The sequence below is a fragment of the Thalassorhabdomicrobium marinisediminis genome, assembly GCF_003072065.1.
In the GTDB taxonomy this organism is placed as follows: domain Bacteria; phylum Pseudomonadota; class Alphaproteobacteria; order Rhodobacterales; family Rhodobacteraceae; genus Octadecabacter; species Octadecabacter marinisediminis.
The window spans coordinates 106,888-126,641 of record NZ_QCYG01000002.1 but is presented as its reverse complement, the minus strand read 5'-3'; the positions used below and the strand labels follow the sequence as shown (position 1 = coordinate 126,641).

15 protein-coding genes are annotated in these 19,754 nt (G+C 65.2%); 10 read left to right on the top strand and 5 right to left on the bottom strand.

What is annotated here, in order from left to right; translation table 11 throughout:
- Nucleotides 1-11 precede the first annotated feature (11 nt).
- On the top strand, nt 12-665 hold the full coding sequence (locus DC363_RS02975) for a flagellar hook capping FlgD N-terminal domain-containing protein (RefSeq protein WP_108639655.1): 654 nt from the start codon (nt 12-14) through the stop codon (nt 663-665).
- Here the strand turns inward: DC363_RS02975 and ubiB are convergent, their stop codons facing one another.
- The gene (ubiB, locus tag DC363_RS02970; protein WP_108639654.1) at nt 666-2,198 is read right to left on the bottom strand and encodes a 2-polyprenylphenol 6-hydroxylase; all 1,533 of its coding nucleotides are present in this window, start codon (nt 2,196-2,198) and stop codon (nt 666-668) included.
- Between the two features lies 1 nt (nt 2,199).
- Complete coding sequence (gene ubiE, locus DC363_RS02965) at nt 2,200-2,946, bottom strand: bifunctional demethylmenaquinone methyltransferase/2-methoxy-6-polyprenyl-1,4-benzoquinol methylase UbiE (RefSeq protein WP_108639653.1); 747 nt, start codon at nt 2,944-2,946, stop codon at nt 2,200-2,202.
- Between the two features lie 83 nt (nt 2,947-3,029).
- Here ubiE and mutM point away from each other — a divergent pair, with 83 nt between their 5' ends.
- Together mutM and DC363_RS02955 are read left to right on the top strand one after the other, a co-directional pair.
- On the top strand, nt 3,030-3,881 hold the full coding sequence (gene mutM / locus DC363_RS02960) for a bifunctional DNA-formamidopyrimidine glycosylase/DNA-(apurinic or apyrimidinic site) lyase (protein WP_108639652.1): 852 nt from the start codon (nt 3,030-3,032) through the stop codon (nt 3,879-3,881).
- A 62-nt stretch (nt 3,882-3,943) separates the two neighbouring features.
- Nucleotides 3,944-4,720 (top strand): enoyl-CoA hydratase, encoded by a 777-nt coding sequence (locus DC363_RS02955; RefSeq protein WP_108639651.1) that lies wholly within the window; start codon nt 3,944-3,946, stop codon nt 4,718-4,720.
- Here DC363_RS02955 and DC363_RS02950 read toward each other — a convergent pair whose 3' ends face one another.
- Nucleotides 4,721-6,037, bottom strand: coding sequence for a serine hydroxymethyltransferase (locus DC363_RS02950; RefSeq protein WP_108639650.1), 1,317 nt, complete (start codon nt 6,035-6,037; stop codon nt 4,721-4,723).
- 201 nt (nt 6,038-6,238) lie between these two features.
- Here DC363_RS02950 and rpsT point away from each other — a divergent pair, with 201 nt between their 5' ends.
- From rpsT to gyrB, 5 genes are all read left to right on the top strand, one after another.
- Nucleotides 6,239-6,502: a 30S ribosomal protein S20 gene (rpsT, locus tag DC363_RS02945; RefSeq protein ID WP_108639649.1), complete on the top strand. Its 264-nt coding sequence runs from the start codon at nt 6,239-6,241 to the stop codon at nt 6,500-6,502.
- A 559-nt stretch (nt 6,503-7,061) separates the two neighbouring features.
- Nucleotides 7,062-8,390, top strand: a complete 1,329-nt coding sequence (gene dnaA, locus DC363_RS02940; protein ID WP_241962903.1) for a chromosomal replication initiator protein DnaA — start codon at nt 7,062-7,064, stop codon at nt 8,388-8,390.
- A gap of 131 nt (nt 8,391-8,521) precedes the next feature.
- A complete protein-coding gene (gene dnaN / locus DC363_RS02935) occupies nt 8,522-9,640 on the top strand; it encodes a DNA polymerase III subunit beta (RefSeq protein ID WP_108639647.1) in 1,119 nt (372 codons plus the stop codon).
- A 54-nt stretch (nt 9,641-9,694) separates the two neighbouring features.
- Nucleotides 9,695-10,807, top strand: coding sequence for a DNA replication/repair protein RecF (gene recF / locus DC363_RS02930; RefSeq protein ID WP_108639646.1), 1,113 nt, complete (start codon nt 9,695-9,697; stop codon nt 10,805-10,807).
- A 120-nt stretch (nt 10,808-10,927) separates the two neighbouring features.
- Nucleotides 10,928-13,345 (top strand): DNA topoisomerase (ATP-hydrolyzing) subunit B, encoded by a 2,418-nt coding sequence (gyrB, locus tag DC363_RS02925; RefSeq protein WP_108639645.1) that lies wholly within the window; start codon nt 10,928-10,930, stop codon nt 13,343-13,345.
- Nucleotides 13,346-13,446: 101 nt separating this feature from the next.
- Here the strand turns inward: gyrB and DC363_RS02920 are convergent, their stop codons facing one another.
- Nucleotides 13,447-13,875 carry a MerR family transcriptional regulator gene (locus DC363_RS02920; protein ID WP_108639644.1) on the bottom strand — a complete coding sequence of 143 codons (429 nt, stop codon included), beginning with the start codon at nt 13,873-13,875 and terminating at the stop codon, nt 13,447-13,449.
- Between the two features lie 159 nt (nt 13,876-14,034).
- Between DC363_RS02920 and DC363_RS02915 the strand changes: the two genes are divergently transcribed.
- On the top strand, nt 14,035-16,290 hold the full coding sequence (locus DC363_RS02915) for a heavy metal translocating P-type ATPase (RefSeq protein WP_108639643.1): 2,256 nt from the start codon (nt 14,035-14,037) through the stop codon (nt 16,288-16,290).
- A gap of 240 nt (nt 16,291-16,530) precedes the next feature.
- On the opposite strand, the gene DC363_RS02910 is transcribed toward DC363_RS02915, so the two are convergent.
- The gene (locus DC363_RS02910) at nt 16,531-19,014 is read right to left on the bottom strand and encodes a cation:proton antiporter (protein WP_108639936.1); all 2,484 of its coding nucleotides are present in this window, start codon (nt 19,012-19,014) and stop codon (nt 16,531-16,533) included.
- A 384-nt stretch (nt 19,015-19,398) separates the two neighbouring features.
- Here DC363_RS02910 and DC363_RS02905 point away from each other — a divergent pair, with 384 nt between their 5' ends.
- Nucleotides 19,399-19,695: a DUF1127 domain-containing protein gene (locus tag DC363_RS02905; protein WP_196778366.1), complete on the top strand. Its 297-nt coding sequence runs from the start codon at nt 19,399-19,401 to the stop codon at nt 19,693-19,695.
- Nucleotides 19,696-19,754 lie beyond the last annotated feature (59 nt).

Here is a 19,754-nt window from a genome sequence, read left to right as displayed (position 1 = left end):
GGAGCTTTCCCATGGAAATCGCAAGCACCCCATCCGCCGCCTCGTTCGTGCCGACCACCGAAACGTCGGAGGCGGTGATCAGTTCGGACTTCGAGACCTTCCTGAAAATGCTCACCGTGCAGATGGAGAATCAGGACCCCCTGAACCCGACCGATGCCTCGGACTATGCCCAGCAACTGGCGACGTTTTCCGGCGTCGAGCAGCAGGTGCTGACCAATGACCTTCTGTCCTCGCTCATGGTGCAGATGAACACGACCGGCATGGCGCAGATGGCCGATTGGGTCGGGAAAGAGGCCCGCGCCGCCGCCCCCGCGTATTTCGACGGCAGCCCGATCACCATCGCGCCCAATCCCGCCGCCATCGCCGACAAGGTCGAACTGGTGGTGCTGGACGCGGACGGCATCGAGGTGCAGCGCATGGAAATCGCCAAATCGGCCGAGCCTGTGGACTGGGCCGGCGTGGACAGCGCCGGCAATCCGCTGCCCACCGGCGTTTATACCTTCCGCGTCGAGAGCCACTCCGGCGGCAACGTGGTGCTGGATGAGGTGGCGGACGTCTATGCCCGCGTGCAGGAGGTCCGCAGCGAGAACGGCGCGTCGGTCCTGTTGCTGGAAGGCGGCGTCGCGGTGCTGGCCTCGGACGTCAGCGCCCTGCGCGAAGGCTGATCAGGCGATCCCTGCGATCACGGCAGCGACGGCGGTTGCCAATCCGGCCCCCACCGCCATCCAGCCGACTGCGGGCCAGGGGCGGGCGCGGGGGGCGGGGTCACGCTCTTCGCTCAGCCGGATCAGGGCCGATTCGGCCAAGGCCGGCAAACGTGGCCCGAACCGCCCGAGCACCCGCGCCGTCCGCTGAAGGTCCGCAATCATCGCACGTGGCCCGATGCTGTCGGCGATATAGGTCTCGACCACGGGTTTGGCGGCGTCCCAGATGTTCATCCGCGGATCAAAGGTCCGCGCCACGCCCTCAACCACAACCATAGTCCGCTGCAACAGGATCAGCTCGGTGCGGGTTTCCATCCCGAAACGTTCGGTGACCTCGAACAGATAGGACAGCAACCGCGCCATGGAAATCTGTTCCGCGTTCATGCCGAAAATCGGCTCCCCCACGGCGCGCAGGGCGCGGGCGAATGCGTTCACATCCCGGTCAGCGGGCACATAGCCTGCTTCGAAATGCACTTCCGCCACGCGCATGTAGTCGCGCTGGATGAAGCCGAACAGGATCTCCGCATAGACCCGACGGGTGTATTCATCCAGATGCCCCATGATGCCGAAATCAAGGGCGATGATATCCCCGTTCGGCGCGATCTTGAGGTTCCCGTGGTGCATATCCGCATGAAAGAACCCGTCGCGCAGGGCGTGCTTCAGGAACAGTTGCAGCACCCGTTGCGCCAGTTGCGTCATGTCGTGCCCGGCGGCGGCGATCGCCTCGACCTCGGCGGCGTTGATCCCCTCGGCCCAGTCCAGCGTCATCACCCGGCGCGCCGACAACGCCCAGCGCACGCGGGGCAGGGTGAAGCCCTTATCCGTCTCCGTGTTGGCCGCGAATTCCGACGCCGACGCGCTTTCCAGCCGAAGGTCCAGCTCGCCCAGCACGACCCCTTCGAAATGTTCGATCACGTCCAGCGGCTTCAGACGCCGGGACGAGGGCGAGACCGCATCGAGGAACGAAGCGATCAGGTAGAAGGTGTCAATGTCGCGCTGAAACGCCCGTTCGATCCCCGGACGCAGGACCTTCACGGCGACGAAATCACCGCTCTCGCGCAGTTGCGCCTGATGGACCTGCGCGATCGACGCCGCCGCCACGGGTTCGGAGAACATGGAAAACAGCGCATCGACGGGGCGGCCCAGCTCTTTCTCGACCTCGGCCTTGGCGACCTCGACCGGGAAAGGGGGCAGCTTGTCCTGCAGAACGCGCAACTCAACCGCAAGGCCGGAGCCCACCACATCGGGGCGGGTGGACAGCACCTGCCCGAACTTGATGTAGGCCGGACCCATCGCCTGCAGCGCGCGCGGCACGGGGGGGAGCGTTTCGTCCCCTTTCAGCCCGAGCCATTGGAACGGCCAGACCAGCCCCCGTATCGCCATACGCGTCAAGCGTGGCGCCTCGACCGCGTCCAGCAGGACCGGCATCGCACCCGTGCGTTCCAGCGTGGCGCCCGTCCGGATCAGACGCCAGATGTTGTGTGGTCCGCGCATCCTAGACCTTCCAGCCGGAGTGCAGACAGGCGATGCCAAGGCTCAGGTTGCGATACTTCGCGTTCTCGAACCCGGCGGTTTTCACCATCTCGAGGAACGTCTCTTGATCGGGGAACTTGCGGATCGATTCGACGAGATATTGATAGCTGTCGCGGTCGCCGGTGATCACTTTGCCCATCACCGGAATCGCGTTGAAGGAATAGAAATCATACAGCCGCTGCATCATGTCGTTGGGGATCTGGCTGAATTCCAGCACCATCAGCCGCCCCCCGGGTTTGAGGACGCGATACGCCTCGTTCAATGCCGCTTGCGGGCGGGTCACGTTGCGGATGCCGAAGCTGATTGTATAGACGTCGAAGGTGTTGTCCTCGAAGGGCAGCGCCATGGCGTCCCCCATCACCCAATCAAGCTGGTCCTCAAGTCGCGCGGCCTCGGCCCGTTTGCGCCCCTCGACCAGCATCGGCTCGGTCAGGTCCAGCACCGTCGCCTGCCCCGCGCCGGCCCGTTTCAGGAACCGGAACGAAATGTCGCCCGTGCCGCCGGCCACATCCAGCAACCGCTGCCCCGGACGCGGCGCCAGCCAATCCATCATCGCGTCTTTCCACAGCCGGTGGATGCCAAGGCTCATGGCGTCGTTCATCACGTCATACTTGCTGGCCACGCTGGAAAACACGCCGCGCACACGGCCCGCCTTTTCCGTCTCGGGCACTGTTTCAAACCCGAAGTGAGTCGTTTGGTCGTCCGTCATATTCCGCACCTTGCGTCGCCTATGGGGCAGATATAGCGTCCAATGCTCAGATACAAATGGCCAAAAGCGCGCGGAGGCTGCCAATGCCCGAATTGCCCGAGGTTGAAACCGTCCGCCGTGGCCTTGCCCCCTCGCTGGAGGGGCAGGTCATCGCCCGCGCCGAGGTCAACCGCCCCGACCTGCGCTGGCCGTTCCCCGAGCGGATGGCGGACCGGCTGACCTGCGCGCGGGTCCTGGCCCTGCGGCGGCGGTCGAAATACCTGCTGGCGGATCTGTCCACCGGTGAGACGTTGATCATCCATCTGGGCATGTCCGGCCGGATGACCGTTTCGGGCGATCCTCTGGGACAGTTCCACCACGACCATCCGGCACCCGCCAAACACGACCACGTTGTCCTGCACATGGAGAACGGCGCCCGCGTCACCTTCAACGATGCGCGGCGGTTCGGCGCGATGGATCTGGCCCCCACGGACCAGCTTGACGCCCATTGGCTGATCAAACCCATCGGACCGGAGCCCTTGGGCAATGCGTTCAACGAAGATTATCTCGTCGGCGCTCTCGCCACCCGCAACACGCCGATCAAGGCCGCGCTTCTGGATCAGCGCATCGTCGCGGGTCTGGGGAATATCTACGTTTGCGAAGCGCTCTACCGCGCGCGCATCAACCCCAAACGCAAGGCGCGGAGCCTTTCCAAAGCGCGCGTCGCCTCTCTCGTGCCCATCGTGCGCGAGGTGCTGTCCGAGGCCATCGCGGCGGGCGGCTCGTCCTTGCGGGACTACCGGCAGGCCGATGGCGAGCTGGGCTATTTCCAGCACGGCTTTCAGGTCTACGACCGCGAAGGCGCGCCCTGCCGGACCGAGGGCTGCACCGGCACCATCGCCCGCATCCCCCAGTCGGGCCGGTCGACCTTCTACTGCCCCAAGTGCCAAAGATAGCTTGATTGCCGGTGCAGCTTTGATAACCCTTCCTTCTCGGACACCAGCAGGAGCACCTCCAAATGGCCTATGAAACCATCATCGTCGAGAACAGCGACGGCATCGCCCTTATCACGCTGAACCGGCCCGATGCGCTCAACGCCCTGAACTCGCAACTGCTGGGCGAACTCGCCGACGCGGTGGAAGAGGCGGACCGCTCCGACAAGATCCGCTGCATCGTCCTCACCGGCAGCGAAAAGGCCTTTGCGGCGGGCGCCGATATCAAGGAGATGGCCGACAAATCCTTCGTCGAGATGTATCGCAGCAACTTTTTCGGGGCTGAATCCGACCGCTTCCTGCGGGTGCGCAAGCCGATCATCGCGGCCGTCGCAGGCTACGCGCTGGGCGGCGGGTGCGAATTGGCGATGATGTGCGATTTCATCATCGCCGCCGACACCGCCAAATTCGGCCAACCGGAAATCAACCTTGGCGTCATCGCGGGCATCGGTGGCACTCAACGCATGACGCGCTTTGTTGGCAAGTCCAAATCCATGGACATGCACCTGACCGGCCGCTTCATGAACGCCGAAGAAGCCGAAAGCTGCGGTCTGGTCAGCCGCGTCGTCCCCGCCAAGAAGCTGCGCGACGAAGCCATGAGCGCGGCGGGCAAGATTGCCGAGAAATCGTTGCTGGCCACCATGGCCGTCAAGGACACCGTCAACCGCGCCTATGAGACGACGCTGGCCGAGGGCATCAATTACGAACGCCGCATGTTCCAGTCACTCTTCGCGACCGAGGATCAGGCCGAGGGCATGGCCTCTTACATCGACAAACGCGAACCGCAGTTCCGCGACAAGTGATCACCGCAGATAGTGCAGCCGGTCGAACGTCTGCCGCCAGTCGCGCACCTGTGGGGCCATCTGCGCGGGCTCGGTGCTGTCCAGCGCCTGCGTGATCAGCTGCGCCATGCGGTCCACGTGCGCCACATCCACGCCCCAGCGCACCAACTCCGGCGTGCCGATGCGCAGCCCGTTCATGTCACCCTCGACCGGATCAATCGGCAGCCCGATGCCACAGGCCAGAAACCCCGCTTGGCGCAGGTGTTTCGACGCGGCCTGCCCGCCACCGTAGCGCGCCGCTCTGATGGCGAACTGGTGGCTGGCAGTGGCGCCCTTGGCCGTCTCGAACACGGGCACGCCGCGGGCCTTCAGGGCATCCGCCAATGCCTGCGCCACCTCGATCATCTTGGCCGCATAGGCCTGCCCGTGCGCTTTCCAATCCAGCATCGTCACCGCAAGCGCGGCCGATTTTGCCGCGTCGAAGTTCGCGGTCATGCCGGGGAAGGCGATGGCGTCGAAGCGCTCTGCCAGATCGGCCTCGTTGGTCACGATCAAGCCGCCCGCAGGCCCGCCAAGGCTTTTATAGGTGCTCATGGTCATGAAATGCGCGCCCTCGGCCAGCGGATCGCGCCAGGCCTTGCCTGCGATGATGCCGCACTGGTGCGCCGCGTCGAACATCACCTTGGCCCCCACCGCATCGGCCACCGCGCGCACTTCCGAGACGGGATGCTCGAACAGGTTCAGGCTGGCCCCCACGGTGATCAGCTTGGGCCGCTCGGCCTTGGCCACCGCCATCAACGCCTCGGCGTCAATCGTATAGCCATCCGCCCGAACCGGCGCCTCAATCGTGCGCAACCCGTAAAGCCCCGCGCAGCCGGCAAGTTGGTGCGTGACGTGCCCGCCGACCGAGGCGGGTGGGGCGATGATGGTGTCGCCCGGCTGGCAGGTCGCCATGAAGCCGTAAAGGTTGGCAATGGCGCCCGAGGGCACGCGGATTTCGGCAAAGCGCGCGCTGAAGACTTCGGCGCACAACTCCGCCGCGATCACCTCGATCTCTTCGATGGCCTCAAGCCCCATCTCGTACTTGTCGCCCGGATACCCGAGCGAGGGCCGCGATCCCAGACCGCTGGCCAGCATCGCTTCGGCGCGCGGGTTCATCACATTGGTCGCGGGGTTGAGGTTGAAGCACGCGCGCTCATGAATCTCGCGATTCTCTTCGACCAATGCCTCAAGCCGCGCGGCGATGGCCTCCGCCCCTTGCGCACGCGTGTCCTGCGCGATCTCTTGCACCCGATCCTCGCACCGGGCCGCAACCCAGCTCCGCCGTTCCAACGTCATCGCAAACCCTCCGTTTCGGCCACCCTGCCGCGCAGCCCCACGGAATGCAAAAGGATGTTTGCAAATGCGGCCCTCGGGCTCTATACGCGGCGCTGAAATGCGCGTGATGCCCGCTCAGGCTCGAATCAAACCGGTTCAGTGAACCCGGCGGTTTGCGTGCGTTGCCCTATTTGAACACGACAACCGAAAGAGACTGATATCATGGCAAACACACGACAGGCCAAAAAGCGCGCGCGCCAGAACGAAGCCCGCTTCCAGGTCAACAAAGCCCGCCGTTCGCGCATCCGGACCTTCATCCGTCGCGCCGAAGAAGCCATCGCATCCGGCGACAAGGACGCCGCAACCGCAGCCGTTCGCGCCCTCCAGCCCGAACTGATGCGCGGCGTGACCAAAGGCGTTTTCCACAAGAACACCGCTGCGCGCAAAATGTCGCGGCTGGTGGCCCGCGTCAAAGCGATCGGCTGAGCCGGACTTCACCGATTCCCGCGACTCTGTGGTAAAAAGGCGGCGCTTCGGCGGCGCCTTTTTTCGTGCCGGTCTCATTTTCCGAGGCCCGCAAAAGACTTTTCGTTGAGATTCAATGCGGCGTCAGATTCGTTTCATCTTCCGTCCTGTCAAGGGTGCCAATGATGTTGAAAAGAGGCGCGACACAGGGCTAGTTTCAGCCATCGATTCATTTCGTTCCTGGGGGGACGTGGGAACCTGACGAACGGGCCCGACACAGGATTTCTTGGGGAAATCCAGACCGTTGGGCAAGGGCTGCAAAGCTGCGTCAGGCTTATGACACATCGACGGGGTGGGACCTGTCGATCGTAAGTGATCCTACGGATCTGCGGTATCCGATCCTCGAGTGGGCCTTGGCCTCACCCGATTATCGGCTGGCGCAAACAGTAGTGTGTGTGGTGCGGTCGCAATGTCTTTTGCGGCGTGGCCTCCTGCTGTCCTGTGGAACCGGATGTTTCGTGCGAGGGGCGGATCACTCCGCCGTTTGGAACAACACAGACTGGGACAATCGGGGTCAAGGATGAGCAAGATGCAGTGGGAACAGGTCAAAACGGATATGCGGTCCGCCATTGGCGCTGGCAATTTCAAAAGCTGGATCGAGCCTTTGTCGCTTGTCACCACCGATGAAGGCGTCGCCCATCTGGCCGCGCCCAACCCCTTTGTCGGTGATTACGTCAGCAAGACCTATGGCGACCAGATCATCTATCACCTCAACCGGCACGGGCTGTCGGTGCAGCGGCTGGCTTTCAAGGTTGAAAGCGCCGCGAACACCCCTGAGAAGCCCGCCGCCCCCAAGGCCGTGACCCCCGCCGCCGATGCCCGCCCCGACCAGCGGTTCACCTTCGACAATTTCGTCGTCGGCAAACCGAACGAGCTGGCCCACGCCGCCGCCAAGCGCGTGGCCGAAGGCGGCCCCGTCACCTTCAACCCGCTGTTCCTGTACGGCGGCGTCGGCTTGGGCAAGACGCACCTGATGCACGCCATCGCCCATGAGCTGGGCCAGCGTCGCCCGGACCTCAACGTGCTCTACATCTCGGCTGACCAGTTCATCTATCGCTTCATTTCGGCCCTGCGCGACCGCAAGATGATGGACTTCAAGCAGCACTTCCGGTCGGTCGACATCCTGATGGTCGATGACATCCAGTTCCTTGAAGGCAAGGAATCCACGCAAGAGGAATTCTTCCACACGTTCAACGCGCTTGTGGACCAGAACAAACAGCTCATCATCTCGGCCGACCGTGCGCCCGGTGAAATCCGCGATCTGAGCGAGCGGATCAAGTCGCGCCTGCAGTGCGGCCTTGTCGTCGATCTGCACCCCACCGATTACGAACTGCGCCTTGGCGTGTTGCACGCCAAGCAGGAAACCTATCTGAACGTCTATCCCGGCGTGGACATCGCCCCCGGCGTGCTGGAATTCCTTGCGCACCGCATCTCAAGCAACGTGCGCGTGCTGGAAGGGGCGTTGAACCGCCTCTATGCGCTCGCCTCTCTCGTCGGGCGCACGGTCACGGTCGAGATGGCGCAGGATTGCCTCAGCGACATCCTGCGCGCCTCGGATCGCAAGCTCACCATCGAAGAAATCCAGCGCAAGGTGTCCGAGCACTACGACATCCGCCTGTCCGATATGCTGGGCCCCAAGCGCACGCGCACGCTGGCCCGGCCGCGGCAAGTGGCCATGTGGCTGTGCAAGCAGATGACCACCCGCAGCCTGCCCGAGATCGGCCGCAAATTTGGCAAGCGCGATCACACGACCATCATGCACGGGGTGCGCAAGATCGACGAATTGCGCCAGTCCGACAGCCAGATTGCCGACGATCTGGAACTGCTGCGCCGCGCGCTGGAAGACTAAAGCGGCGGCCCGGATGCCCGGCCCCTTGCCACGGGGGCCGCAACCCTCCACAAAATGCTTGTGAACGCGGGCGAAACGGGTAGTTTCGCCTTCCCGACACACTGCGGGCAAGACAATCGGAGATCACGGCCATGAAACTCAGCATCGAACGCGCAACACTGCTCAAGGCCGTGGCGCAAGCCCAGTCGGTTGTGGAGCGGCGCAACACCATCCCGATCCTCGCCAACGTGTTGATCGAGGCCGAGGGGTCGACCGCCACCTTCCGCGCCACCGACCTTGATATCGAAGTGGTCGACACCGCCCCGGCGCAGGTGGAACGGGCGGGAGCCACCACCGTTTCCGCCGTCACCCTGAACGAAATTGTCCGCAAGCTGCCCGACGGCGCGCTGGTGTCCCTGACCGAGGACGGCGCGTCGGGCCGGCTGACGATCGAGGCGGGGCGCTCGAACTTTTCGCTCGCCACCCTTCCGAAAGAAGATTTTCCGGTGATGGCGACGTCTGATTACGCGGCCAACTTCTCGGCCCCCGCACCGGTGCTGCGCCGCCTGTTCGACAAATCCAAGTTCGCCATCTCGACCGAAGAGACGCGCTATTACCTCAACGGCGTTTACATGCATGTGGCCGACGCCGATGGCGGCAAGGTGCTGCGCTGCGTGGCGACTGACGGGCACCGGCTGGCCCGCGTCGATGCCGATCTGCCCGAAGGGGCAGAAGCCATGGCGGGCGTCATCGTGCCGCGCAAGACCGTGGGCGAGCTGCGCAAGCTGCTCGATGATGACGAGATGCAGATCGCGGTTTCGGTGTCCGAGACCAAGATCCGGTTCGCCACCCCCGACATCACCCTGACGTCCAAGGTGATCGACGGCACCTTCCCTGACTACACCCGCGTGATTCCCCAAGGCAACACCCGCAAGATGGAAGTGGACGCCGCCGAATTCGCCAAGGCCGTGGACCGCGTGGCCACCGTCGCCTCGGACCGGTCCCGCGCGGTGAAGCTGCAGTTGGACGAAGATCGCCTGATCCTGTCGGTCAACGCGCCAGACACCGGTGCGGCGGAAGAAGAACTCGCCGTGGCCTATGGCGATGAGCGGCTCGAGATCGGCTTCAACGCGAAATACCTGCTGGAAATCGCAAGTCAGGTGGACCGCGAGAATGCCGTGTTCATGTTCAATTCTTCCGGCGATCCCACGTTGATGCGCGAAGGCAATGACACCAGCGCGGTTTACGTCGTCATGCCGATGCGGGTGTGATCCGCTGTCGGATTTGAGTTTATTCAGTCAGATGAAGAAGGAGGGCCGCGCATAATGTCGGCCCTTTTTCTATCTTCGCTGACCCTGTCGCATTTCCGCTCGCACCGGCGTGCGGCGCTTGAGCTGGACGGGCGGCCGGTGGCGATTTTCGGACCCAATGGGGCGGGCAAGACCAACGTGCTTGAGGCCGTGTCGATCCTGTCGCCCGGGCGCGGCTTGCGGCGGGCCAGCTCGGAAGAGATGACGCGGCGGCCCGAGGCGGTGGGCTGGAAAGTGCGCGCGGATGTGACCTCGCTGGGGCGGGCGCACGAGATCGAGACCTGGTCCCAAGGCGGTGCCGCGCGCCAGACCCGGATCGACGGCAAGGCTGCAGCGCAGGCCGCGCTGGGCCGGATCGCCCGCGTGCTCTGGCTGATCCCCTCAATGGACCGGCTGTGGATCGAGGGGGCCGAAGGGCGGCGGCGGTTTCTGGACCGCGCTACCCTGTCATTCGAACCAAGCCACGGGGACACTGTGCTGACCTATGAAAAGGCCATGCGCGAACGCAACCGGCTGCTGAAAGACATGGTGCGCGATGCCCATTGGTACGGCGCGCTCGAGAAGCAGATGGCGGACGCCGGCGCGCAGATCCACCGCAACCGCACCCGGGCGCTGTCGCTGCTGGAGCAGGCGCAGGCCGAGGCCGAGACCGCCTTTCCCGTGGCCAGCCTGTCGTTGACCCACGCCGAGCCTGCCTGTGAGACACCGCAGGAGGCTGGCGCGCTGGCTGAAGCCCTCGCCGCCAGCCGACCGCGCGACATGGCGGCGGGGCGCACGCTCGTGGGGCCGCACCGGGCCGATCTGGGGGCGATCTATGCGGCCAAAGACGTCGCGGCGAAAGACTGCTCCACCGGAGAGCAGAAGGCGCTGCTGATCTCGCTGATCCTCGCCAACGCCCGCGCCCTTGCGGCCGACTTCGGCGCGCCGCCGGTGCTTCTGCTCGATGAGGTGGCCGCCCATCTCGACGCCGCCCGCCGCGCCGCGCTTTATGACGAGATTTCGGCGCTGGGGGCGCAGGCCTTCATGACGGGCACCGAACGCGATCTGTTCGACGCGCTGGGCGCCCGCGCGCAATACGTCGAAGTCACCGAAACCGACCAGCAGTCGGACGTGCGGACGGTGGGCTGACGCAAGCCCCGCGCAGCCCCCGCCCCGCCCCGTTCAAAGCCCAATAAAATATGCCCGCATCGCGTGACATCCCCCCGCGAAATCGGTATGTTTCGGCAGGTAAATAACAAAGGGTCCACAATGACCGACGCGCAGCAGCAGCCGGACGAATACGGCGCCAGTTCCATCAAGGTTCTCAAAGGGTTAGAGGCGGTCCGCAAGCGCCCCGGCATGTATATCGGGGACACGGACGACGGCTCGGGCCTGCACCATATGGTGTATGAGGTCGTGGACAACGGCATTGATGAGGCTTTGGCCGGTCATGCGGACGCGGTGAACGTCAAAATCCACGCCGATGGCTCCGTCTCGGTGAGCGACAACGGCCGCGGCATTCCCGTGGACATCCACGAGGAAGAAGGCGTTTCCGCGGCCGAGGTCATCATGACCCAGCTGCACGCGGGCGGCAAATTCGACAGCAACTCCTACAAGGTCTCCGGCGGTCTGCACGGGGTCGGCGTTTCGGTCGTCAACGCGCTGTCCGACTGGCTTGAGTTGCGCATCTGGCGCGACGGGAAAGAGCATGTCGCGCGGTTCGAGGGCGGCTTTACCACCAAGCACCTCGAGGTCGTGGGCGATTCAAACGGCCACACCGGAACCGAAGTCCGTTTCCTTGCCAGCACCGAAACCTTCAGCAACCGCGACTATTCCTTCGAGACGCTGGAAAAGCGCCTGCGTGAACTGGCCTTCCTGAACTCCGGCGTGCGCATCATCCTCACCGATGAGCGTCCGGCCGAGCCCCTGCGGACCGAGCTTTATTACGAAGGCGGCGTCAAGGAATTCGTTAAATACATCGACCGGTCGAAAACCCCGGTCATGGAAGAGCCGATCTATGTCGTCGGCGAGAAGGACGACATCGGGGTCGAGGTCGCGATGTGGTGGAACGACAGCTACAATGAAATGGTGCTGCCCTTCACCAACAACATCCCCCAGCGCGACGGCGGCACCCACATGGCCGGTTTCCGCGCCGCGCTGACCCGCACGATCAACGCCTATGCGCTCTCCTCGGGGATCGCGAAAAAGGAAAAGGTCAGCTTCACCGGTGATGACGCGCGCGAAGGCCTGACCTGCGTGCTCTCGGTCAAGGTGCCCGACCCGAAGTTCTCGTCCCAGACCAAGGACAAGCTCGTCAGCTCCGAAGTGCGCCCCGCCGTCGAAAGCCTGATGAACGAAAAGCTGGCCGAATGGTTCGAGGAAAATCCCAACATCGCCAAGATCGTCGTCGGCAAGATCGTTGAGGCCGCGCTGGCCCGCGAAGCCGCGCGCAAGGCGCGTGAGCTGACCCGCCGCAAGACCGCGATGGACGTCAACTTCCTTGCCGGGAAGCTGAAAGACTGTTCCGAAAAGGACCCGTCGAAGACCGAAGTCTTCATCGTCGAGGGGGACTCTGCCGGTGGCTCCGCCCAGACCGGCCGGGACCGTCAGACGCAGGCGATCCTGCCGCTCAAGGGGAAAATCCTCAACGTGGAACGCGCGCGGTTCGACCGGATGCTCGGCAGTCAGGAAATTGGCAACCTCGTCATGGCGCTTGGCACCGGAATCGGGCGCGACGAATTCAACATCGACAAGCTGCGCTACCACAAGATCGTCATCATGACCGACGCCGACGTGGACGGGGCCCACATCCGCACCCTGCTGCTGACGTTCTTCTTCCGCCAGATGCCGGAACTGATCGAACGCGGGCACCTCTACATCGCGCAGCCGCCGCTTTACAAAGTGTCGCGCGGCAAGTCCGAGGTTTACCTCAAGGATCAGGCGGCGATGGACAACTACCTCACCGAACAGGGGGTCGAGGGCGCGATGCTGCGGCTGGGCAGCGGTGAGGAGATCACCGGCGCCGACCTGCGCCGCGTTGTGGATGAAGCCGGGCGCCTGAAGCGGCTGCTCGACGCTTTCCCGACCCATTATCCCCGCCACATCCTCGAACAGGCCGCCATCGCCGGGGCTTTCGTGCCCGGCGCGGTGGAGAGCGACTTGCAAGGCGTGGCCGACAAGGTGGCCCAGCGGCTCGACCTGATTGCCAACGAATGGGAACGCGGCTGGCAGGGCCGGATCACGCAGGACAAGGGCGTGCGCCTGACCCGCATCCTGCGCGGCGTGGAAGAGGTGCGCACGCTGGACGGCCCCATGCTCCGCTCCGGTGAGGCGCGCAAGACCGGCTCTTTCACCGAGCACCTGCAAGAGGTTTACGCCACCCCCGCCACGCTGGTCCGCAAGGATCGGGTGCAAACGATTTATGGCCCCCTCGATCTGCTGCAGGCGATCCTGGAAGAGGGCGAGCGCGGCCTGTCGTTGCAGCGCTACAAGGGCCTGGGCGAGATGAACCCCGAGCAACTCTGGGAAACCACCCTCGACCCCGACGCACGCACCCTGTTGCAGGTCCGGATCGAAGACGTGACCGAGGCGGACGACATTTTCACCAAACTCATGGGCGACGTCGTCGAACCCCGCCGCGAATTCATCCAGCAAAACGCCCTGTCGGTGGAAAATTTGGATTTCTGAACGGGTGTAGGATCGCGCATAGTCTTTCGCAGCGCGGAAATTTTGCGCCGCGAAAAACTGCGCAACCCGACCACCGTCTGCGTGGCGCCCATTGCCCGATCTCAGCCGCCCGGTTCGTCGTGGCTGGCAAGGCATTCGTCGTGGTCGCGCAGCACTTCCAGAACGCGGCACTCGCTCACGCGGTCGGCGTTGCAGTCGCGGATCATCCGCCGCAGCTCACCCCGCAGCGCCTCAAGCCGGGCGATGCGCGCCTCAACGTCTGAGAGTTGTCTCTGCGCCACCGCGTCAATCTGCGCGCAGGACCGGTCGGGGCTGTCAGAGAGATCCAGAAGTTCGCGGATCGCGTCGAGCGAAAAGCCGAGCTGTCGGGAATGCCGGATGAACGCCAGCCGGTCGAGCGCTGCCGCGTCATAGCGGCGCTGCCCCCCTTCGGTTCGTCCCGGTTCGGGCATCAGGCCGATCTGCTCGTAATAGCGGATCGTCGGCACCTTGGTGCCGGTCCGCTTTGCCAAAGTGCCGATGGAAAACATAGGGCATCCCCTTACCTCTAGTCTTCATAGGTTTACCATCGTCGCGGCACAAGCCGCTGCCCCCACGGGCGGTGAAAACTCTTAACAAAGCCCTTGAACCTCTAGCGGCTCGAGGTCCTATATCCAGTGCTGAACACGACCCACAGGCGGAGACTCAGCATGGCAAACGGCGAAGCAGCACAGCGCGAATGGCGGGTGACAGGCATGGACTGCGGGGCCTGCGCGTCGAAGGTGCGCGGGGCCGTCCAGCGCCTGCCCGGCGTCGCCGATGTCGATGTTGCGCTCATGGCCGAACGGCTGCGCCTGACCTTGGACGAAAGCCGCACCACCGCGGCGAAGGTCGAAAAGGCGGTGCGCGGGGTCGGCTTCGGCATCGCGCCCAAGGGGGCAGCGCCCGAGAAACCCAAGGGCAGTTTCATCCTGCCCGACGGCGCGTTTCCGGCTGCGGATGCGTCCCCGGTCGAAGAGGCTCAAGACAGTCCCGCCGCGCCCCCCGAAGCGCCCGGCCCGTCGTGGTTCGCAACCGCCAAGGGCCGGTTGGTGATCGGCAACGGTGCCTTGCTCGCCCTCGCCTGGGCTTCGCGCCTTGTGGTGCCGGCGGACCTTTCCCATTGGGTTTTTGCGCTGGCCACCCTGATCGGTCTGCTCCCTGTGGCGCGGCGGGCCGTTGCCATGACGCGCGCGGGCATGCCCTTCACGATCGAGATGTTGATGACCATTGCCGCCACCGGCGCACTGGTGATCGGTGAGGCGGAAGAGGCCGCGCTGGTCGTCTTCCTCTTTGCCGTGGGTGAGCTGCTTGAAGGAGTCTCGGCGGGCAAGGCGCGTGACAGCATCCGCGCCCTGTCGAAGCTCGTGCCGAAGACCGCGCGGCTGGAAACGGACGCCGGCCCGCGCGAGGTTGCGGCCGACCGGTTGCAGGTGGGGCAGGTGGTGCAGGTGCGCCCCGGCGACCGGGTGCCCTGCGACGGCGAGGTGCTCAGCGGCACCTCGGGCGTGGACGAAAGCCCGGTGACCGGTGAAAGCGTGCCGATCCTCAAGGAGCCGGGCGCGCAGGTTTTCGCGGGCTCGATCAACGCCGAAGCGGTGCTGCGGGTGTGGGTCACCAAGGCCGCCGCAGACAACACCATCGCCCGCATCGTGCGCCTCGTGGAAGAGGCCGAAAGCGCCCGCGCCCCCACCGAGCGGTTCATTGACCGCTTCAGCCGGGTCTATATGCCCGCCGTGGTCGGGGCGGCGCTGCTGGTCGCACTGGTCCCGCCGCTGGCCTTCGGTCTGGCGTGGGGCGACTGGATCTACCGCGCGCTTGCCCTGCTGCTGATCGGCTGTCCCTGCGCGCTTGTCATCTCGGTCCCGGCGTCCATCACCTCGGCCCTGTCCACGGGCGCCCGCAACGGGTTGCTGATGAAGGGCGGCGCGGTGATCGAGGCCGCGGCCCGCACCACCCACGTGGCCTTCGACAAGACCGGCACGCTCACCCATGGGCGCCCCCGCGTGACCGATGTGACCCCGTTGACCGGCACCGAAGCCGAGCTTCTGGCCCTTGCCGCCGGGGTCGAAAGCGGCACCAGCCACCCCCTCGGGCAAGCGATCTGCGCTTTGGCCGAGCAGCAGGGCATCAACGCCGCCGTTGCCACCGAGGGGCGCGCGCTGCCCGGAAAAGGGGCGGAGGCGCAGATCAGCGGGGCCATGATCTGCGTCGGCTCGCCGCGCTTGGCAGCAGAGCGTGGCGCACTGTCGCCCGATCTTCAGACCCGGGTGCAAACGCTCGAGGCCCAAGGCAAGACCGTCGTGCTAATCCTGCGTGCCAACCGCCCCCAAGGCCTGATCGCGCTGCGTGATGAACCGCGCGCCGACGCGCCCGCTGCGGTGGCGCAACTGCGCGGGCTGGGCATTACGCCGCTGATGTTGACCGGCGACAACGCCCGCACCGCCCGCGCCATCGCCACCGGGCTGGGGATCGACCAACGGGCCGAACTCATGCCCGAAGACAAGGTCACCGCGATCCGCGACCTGACCGGCGACGCGCTGGTGATGATGATCGGCGACGGCATCAACGACGCGCCCGCGCTGGCCGCCGCCCATGTGGGCGTTGCCATGGGCTCGGGCACCGATGTGGCGCTCGAGACCGCCGACGCCGCGATCCTGCGCAACCGTGTTGTCGACGTTGCGGGCACCATCCGGCTGGCCCGCGCCGCAATGTCGAACATCCGCCAGAACATCGCCATCGCGCTGGGGTTGAAGGCGGTCTTTCTGGTCACGACCCTGCTGGGGATCACCGGCCTCTGGATCGCAATCCTTGCGGACACCGGCGCCACGGTGCTGGTCACGATGAACGCCCTCCGGCTGCTGTTCTACCGCCCCGCCGGTCAAGCCGCACAGACCGCGAAGGCCAAGGGGGTCTCTGCACCCTGACCGCAAGCGCCCCACCTTTGCCCCATTCCCCGCCCCTTGTTTGCGCTTCCGGAAGCAATGTCTCCGACATCGCCTAATTGCCGCCAATTGCGTTAACAAAGTTTCGCCAATCACTTTTTCGACTTTTTCGAATCAGAACCGCAATTATGGCGTGTGTCAAAACGCAGACCGGTCTCCGACACGACGAACTGACCGGAGGGGCCGGTGCACTTGCATCGGCCCCGCCTGTGCGCCTTGGGCCTACTGCAGCGTGATCCCGCGTTTCTCGGCGCCTGCGCGCACGGCGTTCTGGATCACCTCGCTGCGCTTCATCAGCCGCAGGAACCGCTCCTCCTCCAGCACCAGCAGCGTCGTCGGCGCAATGGCCCGCACCTCGATCCGTTGCGGCCGGCGCATCAAAAGCCCCACCTGCCCGAACATCTCGCCGCGGCCCAAACGCCAAGTCTGACCCGCCGCCGCCAGTTCGACCGCGCCCGAGGCCACGAAATAGACCCGTTTGATCACGCTCTCGCGGGTCAGGATCACCTCACCGGGGTTGACGTATCGCGTCTTGAGCGTGCGCGACAGGCGCGTCAGCACGGCGTCATCCATATCGGTGAACAGCGGGAAGCGGCGCACCAGTTCGACCTTTTGCAACGCCAGATCCAGCCGCGGGGCCCGTTCCGCCCGGTCGCGTCGCGCGCCGATGTCTTGGGTCAGGGCGCTGTGCACCTCCTCCCCGATCAGCCCGTCCTCAAGCAATGTGTCGTATTCGCGTTCCTCCAGCCGCAGGGCGGTGCGACGGATGATCCGGCGCTCCATTTCTTCGGCGTAGCCCGGAAACTGCAATTGCAGCCCCTCCAGCGCCTGTTCCACCATCTCGATCCGCCGGTCCAGCATCGTGTGCAGCAGTTCGGCCACGCGCCGGCCGTGGATCCGCCGGATGCGCCCGTCGATGAAGCCGTGCAGATCGCGCAGGATCAGCCGTTGCGACAGCAGGATGCCGAAGCGGGTCGCCATCAGATGCGCCAGCGGCTTGGAAATCCGCAGCCGGTTGTGCAGGAACACCGCGCCGCGCAGCCAGCGGTCGAAGCCCAGACTGCGCCGCGCGGCGGCCTTGTATCCGCTGCGCCCGTTGAAGCGCGACGCTTCGATCAGCGCGTCCGCATTGGCCAAAAGCTGTTCCGACAGCGCCGACGAAATCGTCCGGTCGCGGAAGCGGTCCACGATCAGGTCGCGCTCGGCGCTGGCCAGCGCGATCAGACCCAGCGTGATCCGGTCGCGGTCGGGAATGTCCGTCGCCTCATCCGCCGCCTTCACCACGATGTCCAACCGCTCGCCGAAGCGCTTCGCCTCCGAGCGGACCGTCTCTTGCGACAGGTCGTAGTTCTCGGTCACCCGCGCGATGTCCGCACGCACGGTCTGCAGCGCCACTGCGATCACCTGCCGATACAGCGCGTTGTCCAGCGGGGAGAGCCTGTCGAGCCCCAGCCAGCCGATCACCGAACGCAGGGTCGTGCCCTGCACCAGCAGCGTGAACAGCGTGAAGCCGGTCGCAAGGATCGCCACCTGCCGCTTGATCTCGGCCGGCACCAGCGCGCTTTCGGTCACCGCCAGCGCCAGCGACAGCGTGACCGCGCCGCGCAGGCCCCCCCACAGGATCGCCACCCGGTAGGGGCGTTCGACCACCGGCGACAGGCCCATCCGGGTCAGCAGCGGCAACAGCAAATACAGGATCACCGCCCGCGCCGCGATGGCCGCCGCCACCACCACGAAAATCAGCGCCAGATCGGACAGACCCACGGTTTCCAGCATGCGTGGGATCAGCAGCGCGGCCAGCACGAAGATCAGCGCCCCGGCCCAATGGGCCAGCAGGTCCCAGACGTCACGCAGGTTGGCCCATGTGGTGGGCGGCAGCCTGCGCGGGCCGGTCAGTTGCAGCGTCATCGCCGCGACCACCACCGCGATCACGCCCGAAGCGCCGATGCTTTGCTCGGCGGTGATATAGGCCAGATAGGGCAGGGCGATAGAGACCGAGATCACCGCCAATTCGTAGCGCGCGAACAGCGCCATGATCCAGATCGCGATCCGCGCCGCGACCCAGCCGGTGACGGCCCCGCCCAGCAGCAGCACCGGTAGCCGCGCCAGCGCGCTTTGCACGGACGGGTCCGGCACGCCCGCCTTGACGTAATCGAGAAACAGCGCCGCCAGCGCGATCGCGGCGGCGTCGTTCAGCAGGCTCTCGCCCTCGATGATCCGTGCCAGCCGCCGCGGGGCCGAGATCGAGCGGAAGATGCTCACCACCGCCGACGGGTCGGTGGTCGAGACGATGGCCCCCACCAGCAGCGCCGCCGCCAGCGACAGTGAGCTGACAAGCGCCAGCGAATAGCCCACCACGAAGGTCGCCACGAAGACCGCCACGACCGCCAGCACAAGGATCGGCACCCAGTCGTCCGCCATGCGCCGCAGGTTCAGCCCCAGCGTGACCTGAAACACCAGCGTCGGCAGGAACACATACAAAAACACGTTCGACCGGATCGGCAGCGCGAGGATCGCCGCCGCCACCGGGTTCAGCGCATCGGTCAGGTCGGTGTACAGGAAAAACGCGGCCCCGAGGCCGATCAGGATGCCCAGACAGGCGATGATCACCGCAAAGGGCAGCCGCAGATAGCTCGCCAGCGGTTCCGCCGCGGCGATGAGCAAAAACAGCGACGCGATGATGGTGGTGATCAGAATGATGTCCATGGGCTCCGACATAGCAGAAAAGCACGGCCTGAGAATATCGAACCGCCGCCCCGCACGCCCTTTCGCGGCTCATTTGCGCGACCGACGACCGGGCTTTGCCAAGGCGATGCGCGAAAGGTCGCAGCCCCGGCGCGCAGGCTTGAATGCCCCCGTCGTGATGGCCATATCACAGGCATGATGACGTTCAGCTTTCACAAGAGGTTCCTGCACGCCGCAGGAAGTCTTCTGAACCGCCGGTAGCCCCCGGGCGGGCGGGCGCATTGCCTGTCCACGCCTCGGGGTGGCCGATCCCGTCAGGATCACTCGAACAGGACGACGCAGCCTTTGGCCGGGTCTCGGGCCTTCGCTGCGTCGGGATTTGTCAGCTTTGAACTGGAGGATGAAATGTCTGTCTATATCACCCGTGAAATGATCCGCGATGCCGCCAGCGCAGCAAGGGGCGAGTCGGTCGCGACCCTCACCCGTCGACTGGCGCGGATGGTTGTGCGGCAAGTGCAGCGTCGCCGCGCCATAGCCCAGCTTCGCGCGATGGACGATGACCAGTTGCGCGACATCGGCATCGAACGCTCGCAGATCCGGCAGGCGGTGAGCGGTTTCACCGACCGCGATCTGGGTCTGCCCCGTGCGGACGAACAGCGCAGCACAGCCCCGCACGGGACCACAGGCGGCCTCGCAGCCTGACGCGGACCTAGCCTCTTGCGCCAGCCCCGGTCTTGACCGGGGCTTTTGCGTGAGTGCGC

Coding starts and splice junctions, on each gene's coding strand:
- DC363_RS02905 (WP_196778366.1), top strand. CDS start 19,399: ATGTCTGTCTATATCACCCGTGAAATGATCCGCGATGCCGCCAGCGCA.
- mutM (WP_108639652.1), top strand. CDS start 3,030: ATGCCCGAATTGCCCGAGGTTGAAACCGTCCGCCGTGGCCTTGCCCCC.
- DC363_RS02915 (WP_108639643.1), top strand. CDS start 14,035: ATGGCAAACGGCGAAGCAGCACAGCGCGAATGGCGGGTGACAGGCATG.
- DC363_RS02910 (WP_108639936.1), bottom strand. CDS start 19,014: ATGGACATCATTCTGATCACCACCATCATCGCGTCGCTGTTTTTGCTC.
- DC363_RS02920 (WP_108639644.1), bottom strand. CDS start 13,875: ATGTTTTCCATCGGCACTTTGGCAAAGCGGACCGGCACCAAGGTGCCG.
- rpsT (WP_108639649.1), top strand. CDS start 6,239: ATGGCAAACACACGACAGGCCAAAAAGCGCGCGCGCCAGAACGAAGCC.
- ubiB (WP_108639654.1), bottom strand. CDS start 2,198: ATGCGCGGACCACACAACATCTGGCGTCTGATCCGGACGGGCGCCACG.
- dnaA (WP_241962903.1), top strand. CDS start 7,062: ATGAGCAAGATGCAGTGGGAACAGGTCAAAACGGATATGCGGTCCGCC.
- DC363_RS02950 (WP_108639650.1), bottom strand. CDS start 6,037: ATGACGTTGGAACGGCGGAGCTGGGTTGCGGCCCGGTGCGAGGATCGG.
- DC363_RS02955 (WP_108639651.1), top strand. CDS start 3,944: ATGGCCTATGAAACCATCATCGTCGAGAACAGCGACGGCATCGCCCTT.
- DC363_RS02975 (WP_108639655.1), top strand. CDS start 12: ATGGAAATCGCAAGCACCCCATCCGCCGCCTCGTTCGTGCCGACCACC.
- dnaN (WP_108639647.1), top strand. CDS start 8,522: ATGAAACTCAGCATCGAACGCGCAACACTGCTCAAGGCCGTGGCGCAA.
- ubiE (WP_108639653.1), bottom strand. CDS start 2,946: ATGACGGACGACCAAACGACTCACTTCGGGTTTGAAACAGTGCCCGAG.
- recF (WP_108639646.1), top strand. CDS start 9,695: ATGTCGGCCCTTTTTCTATCTTCGCTGACCCTGTCGCATTTCCGCTCG.
- gyrB (WP_108639645.1), top strand. CDS start 10,928: ATGACCGACGCGCAGCAGCAGCCGGACGAATACGGCGCCAGTTCCATC.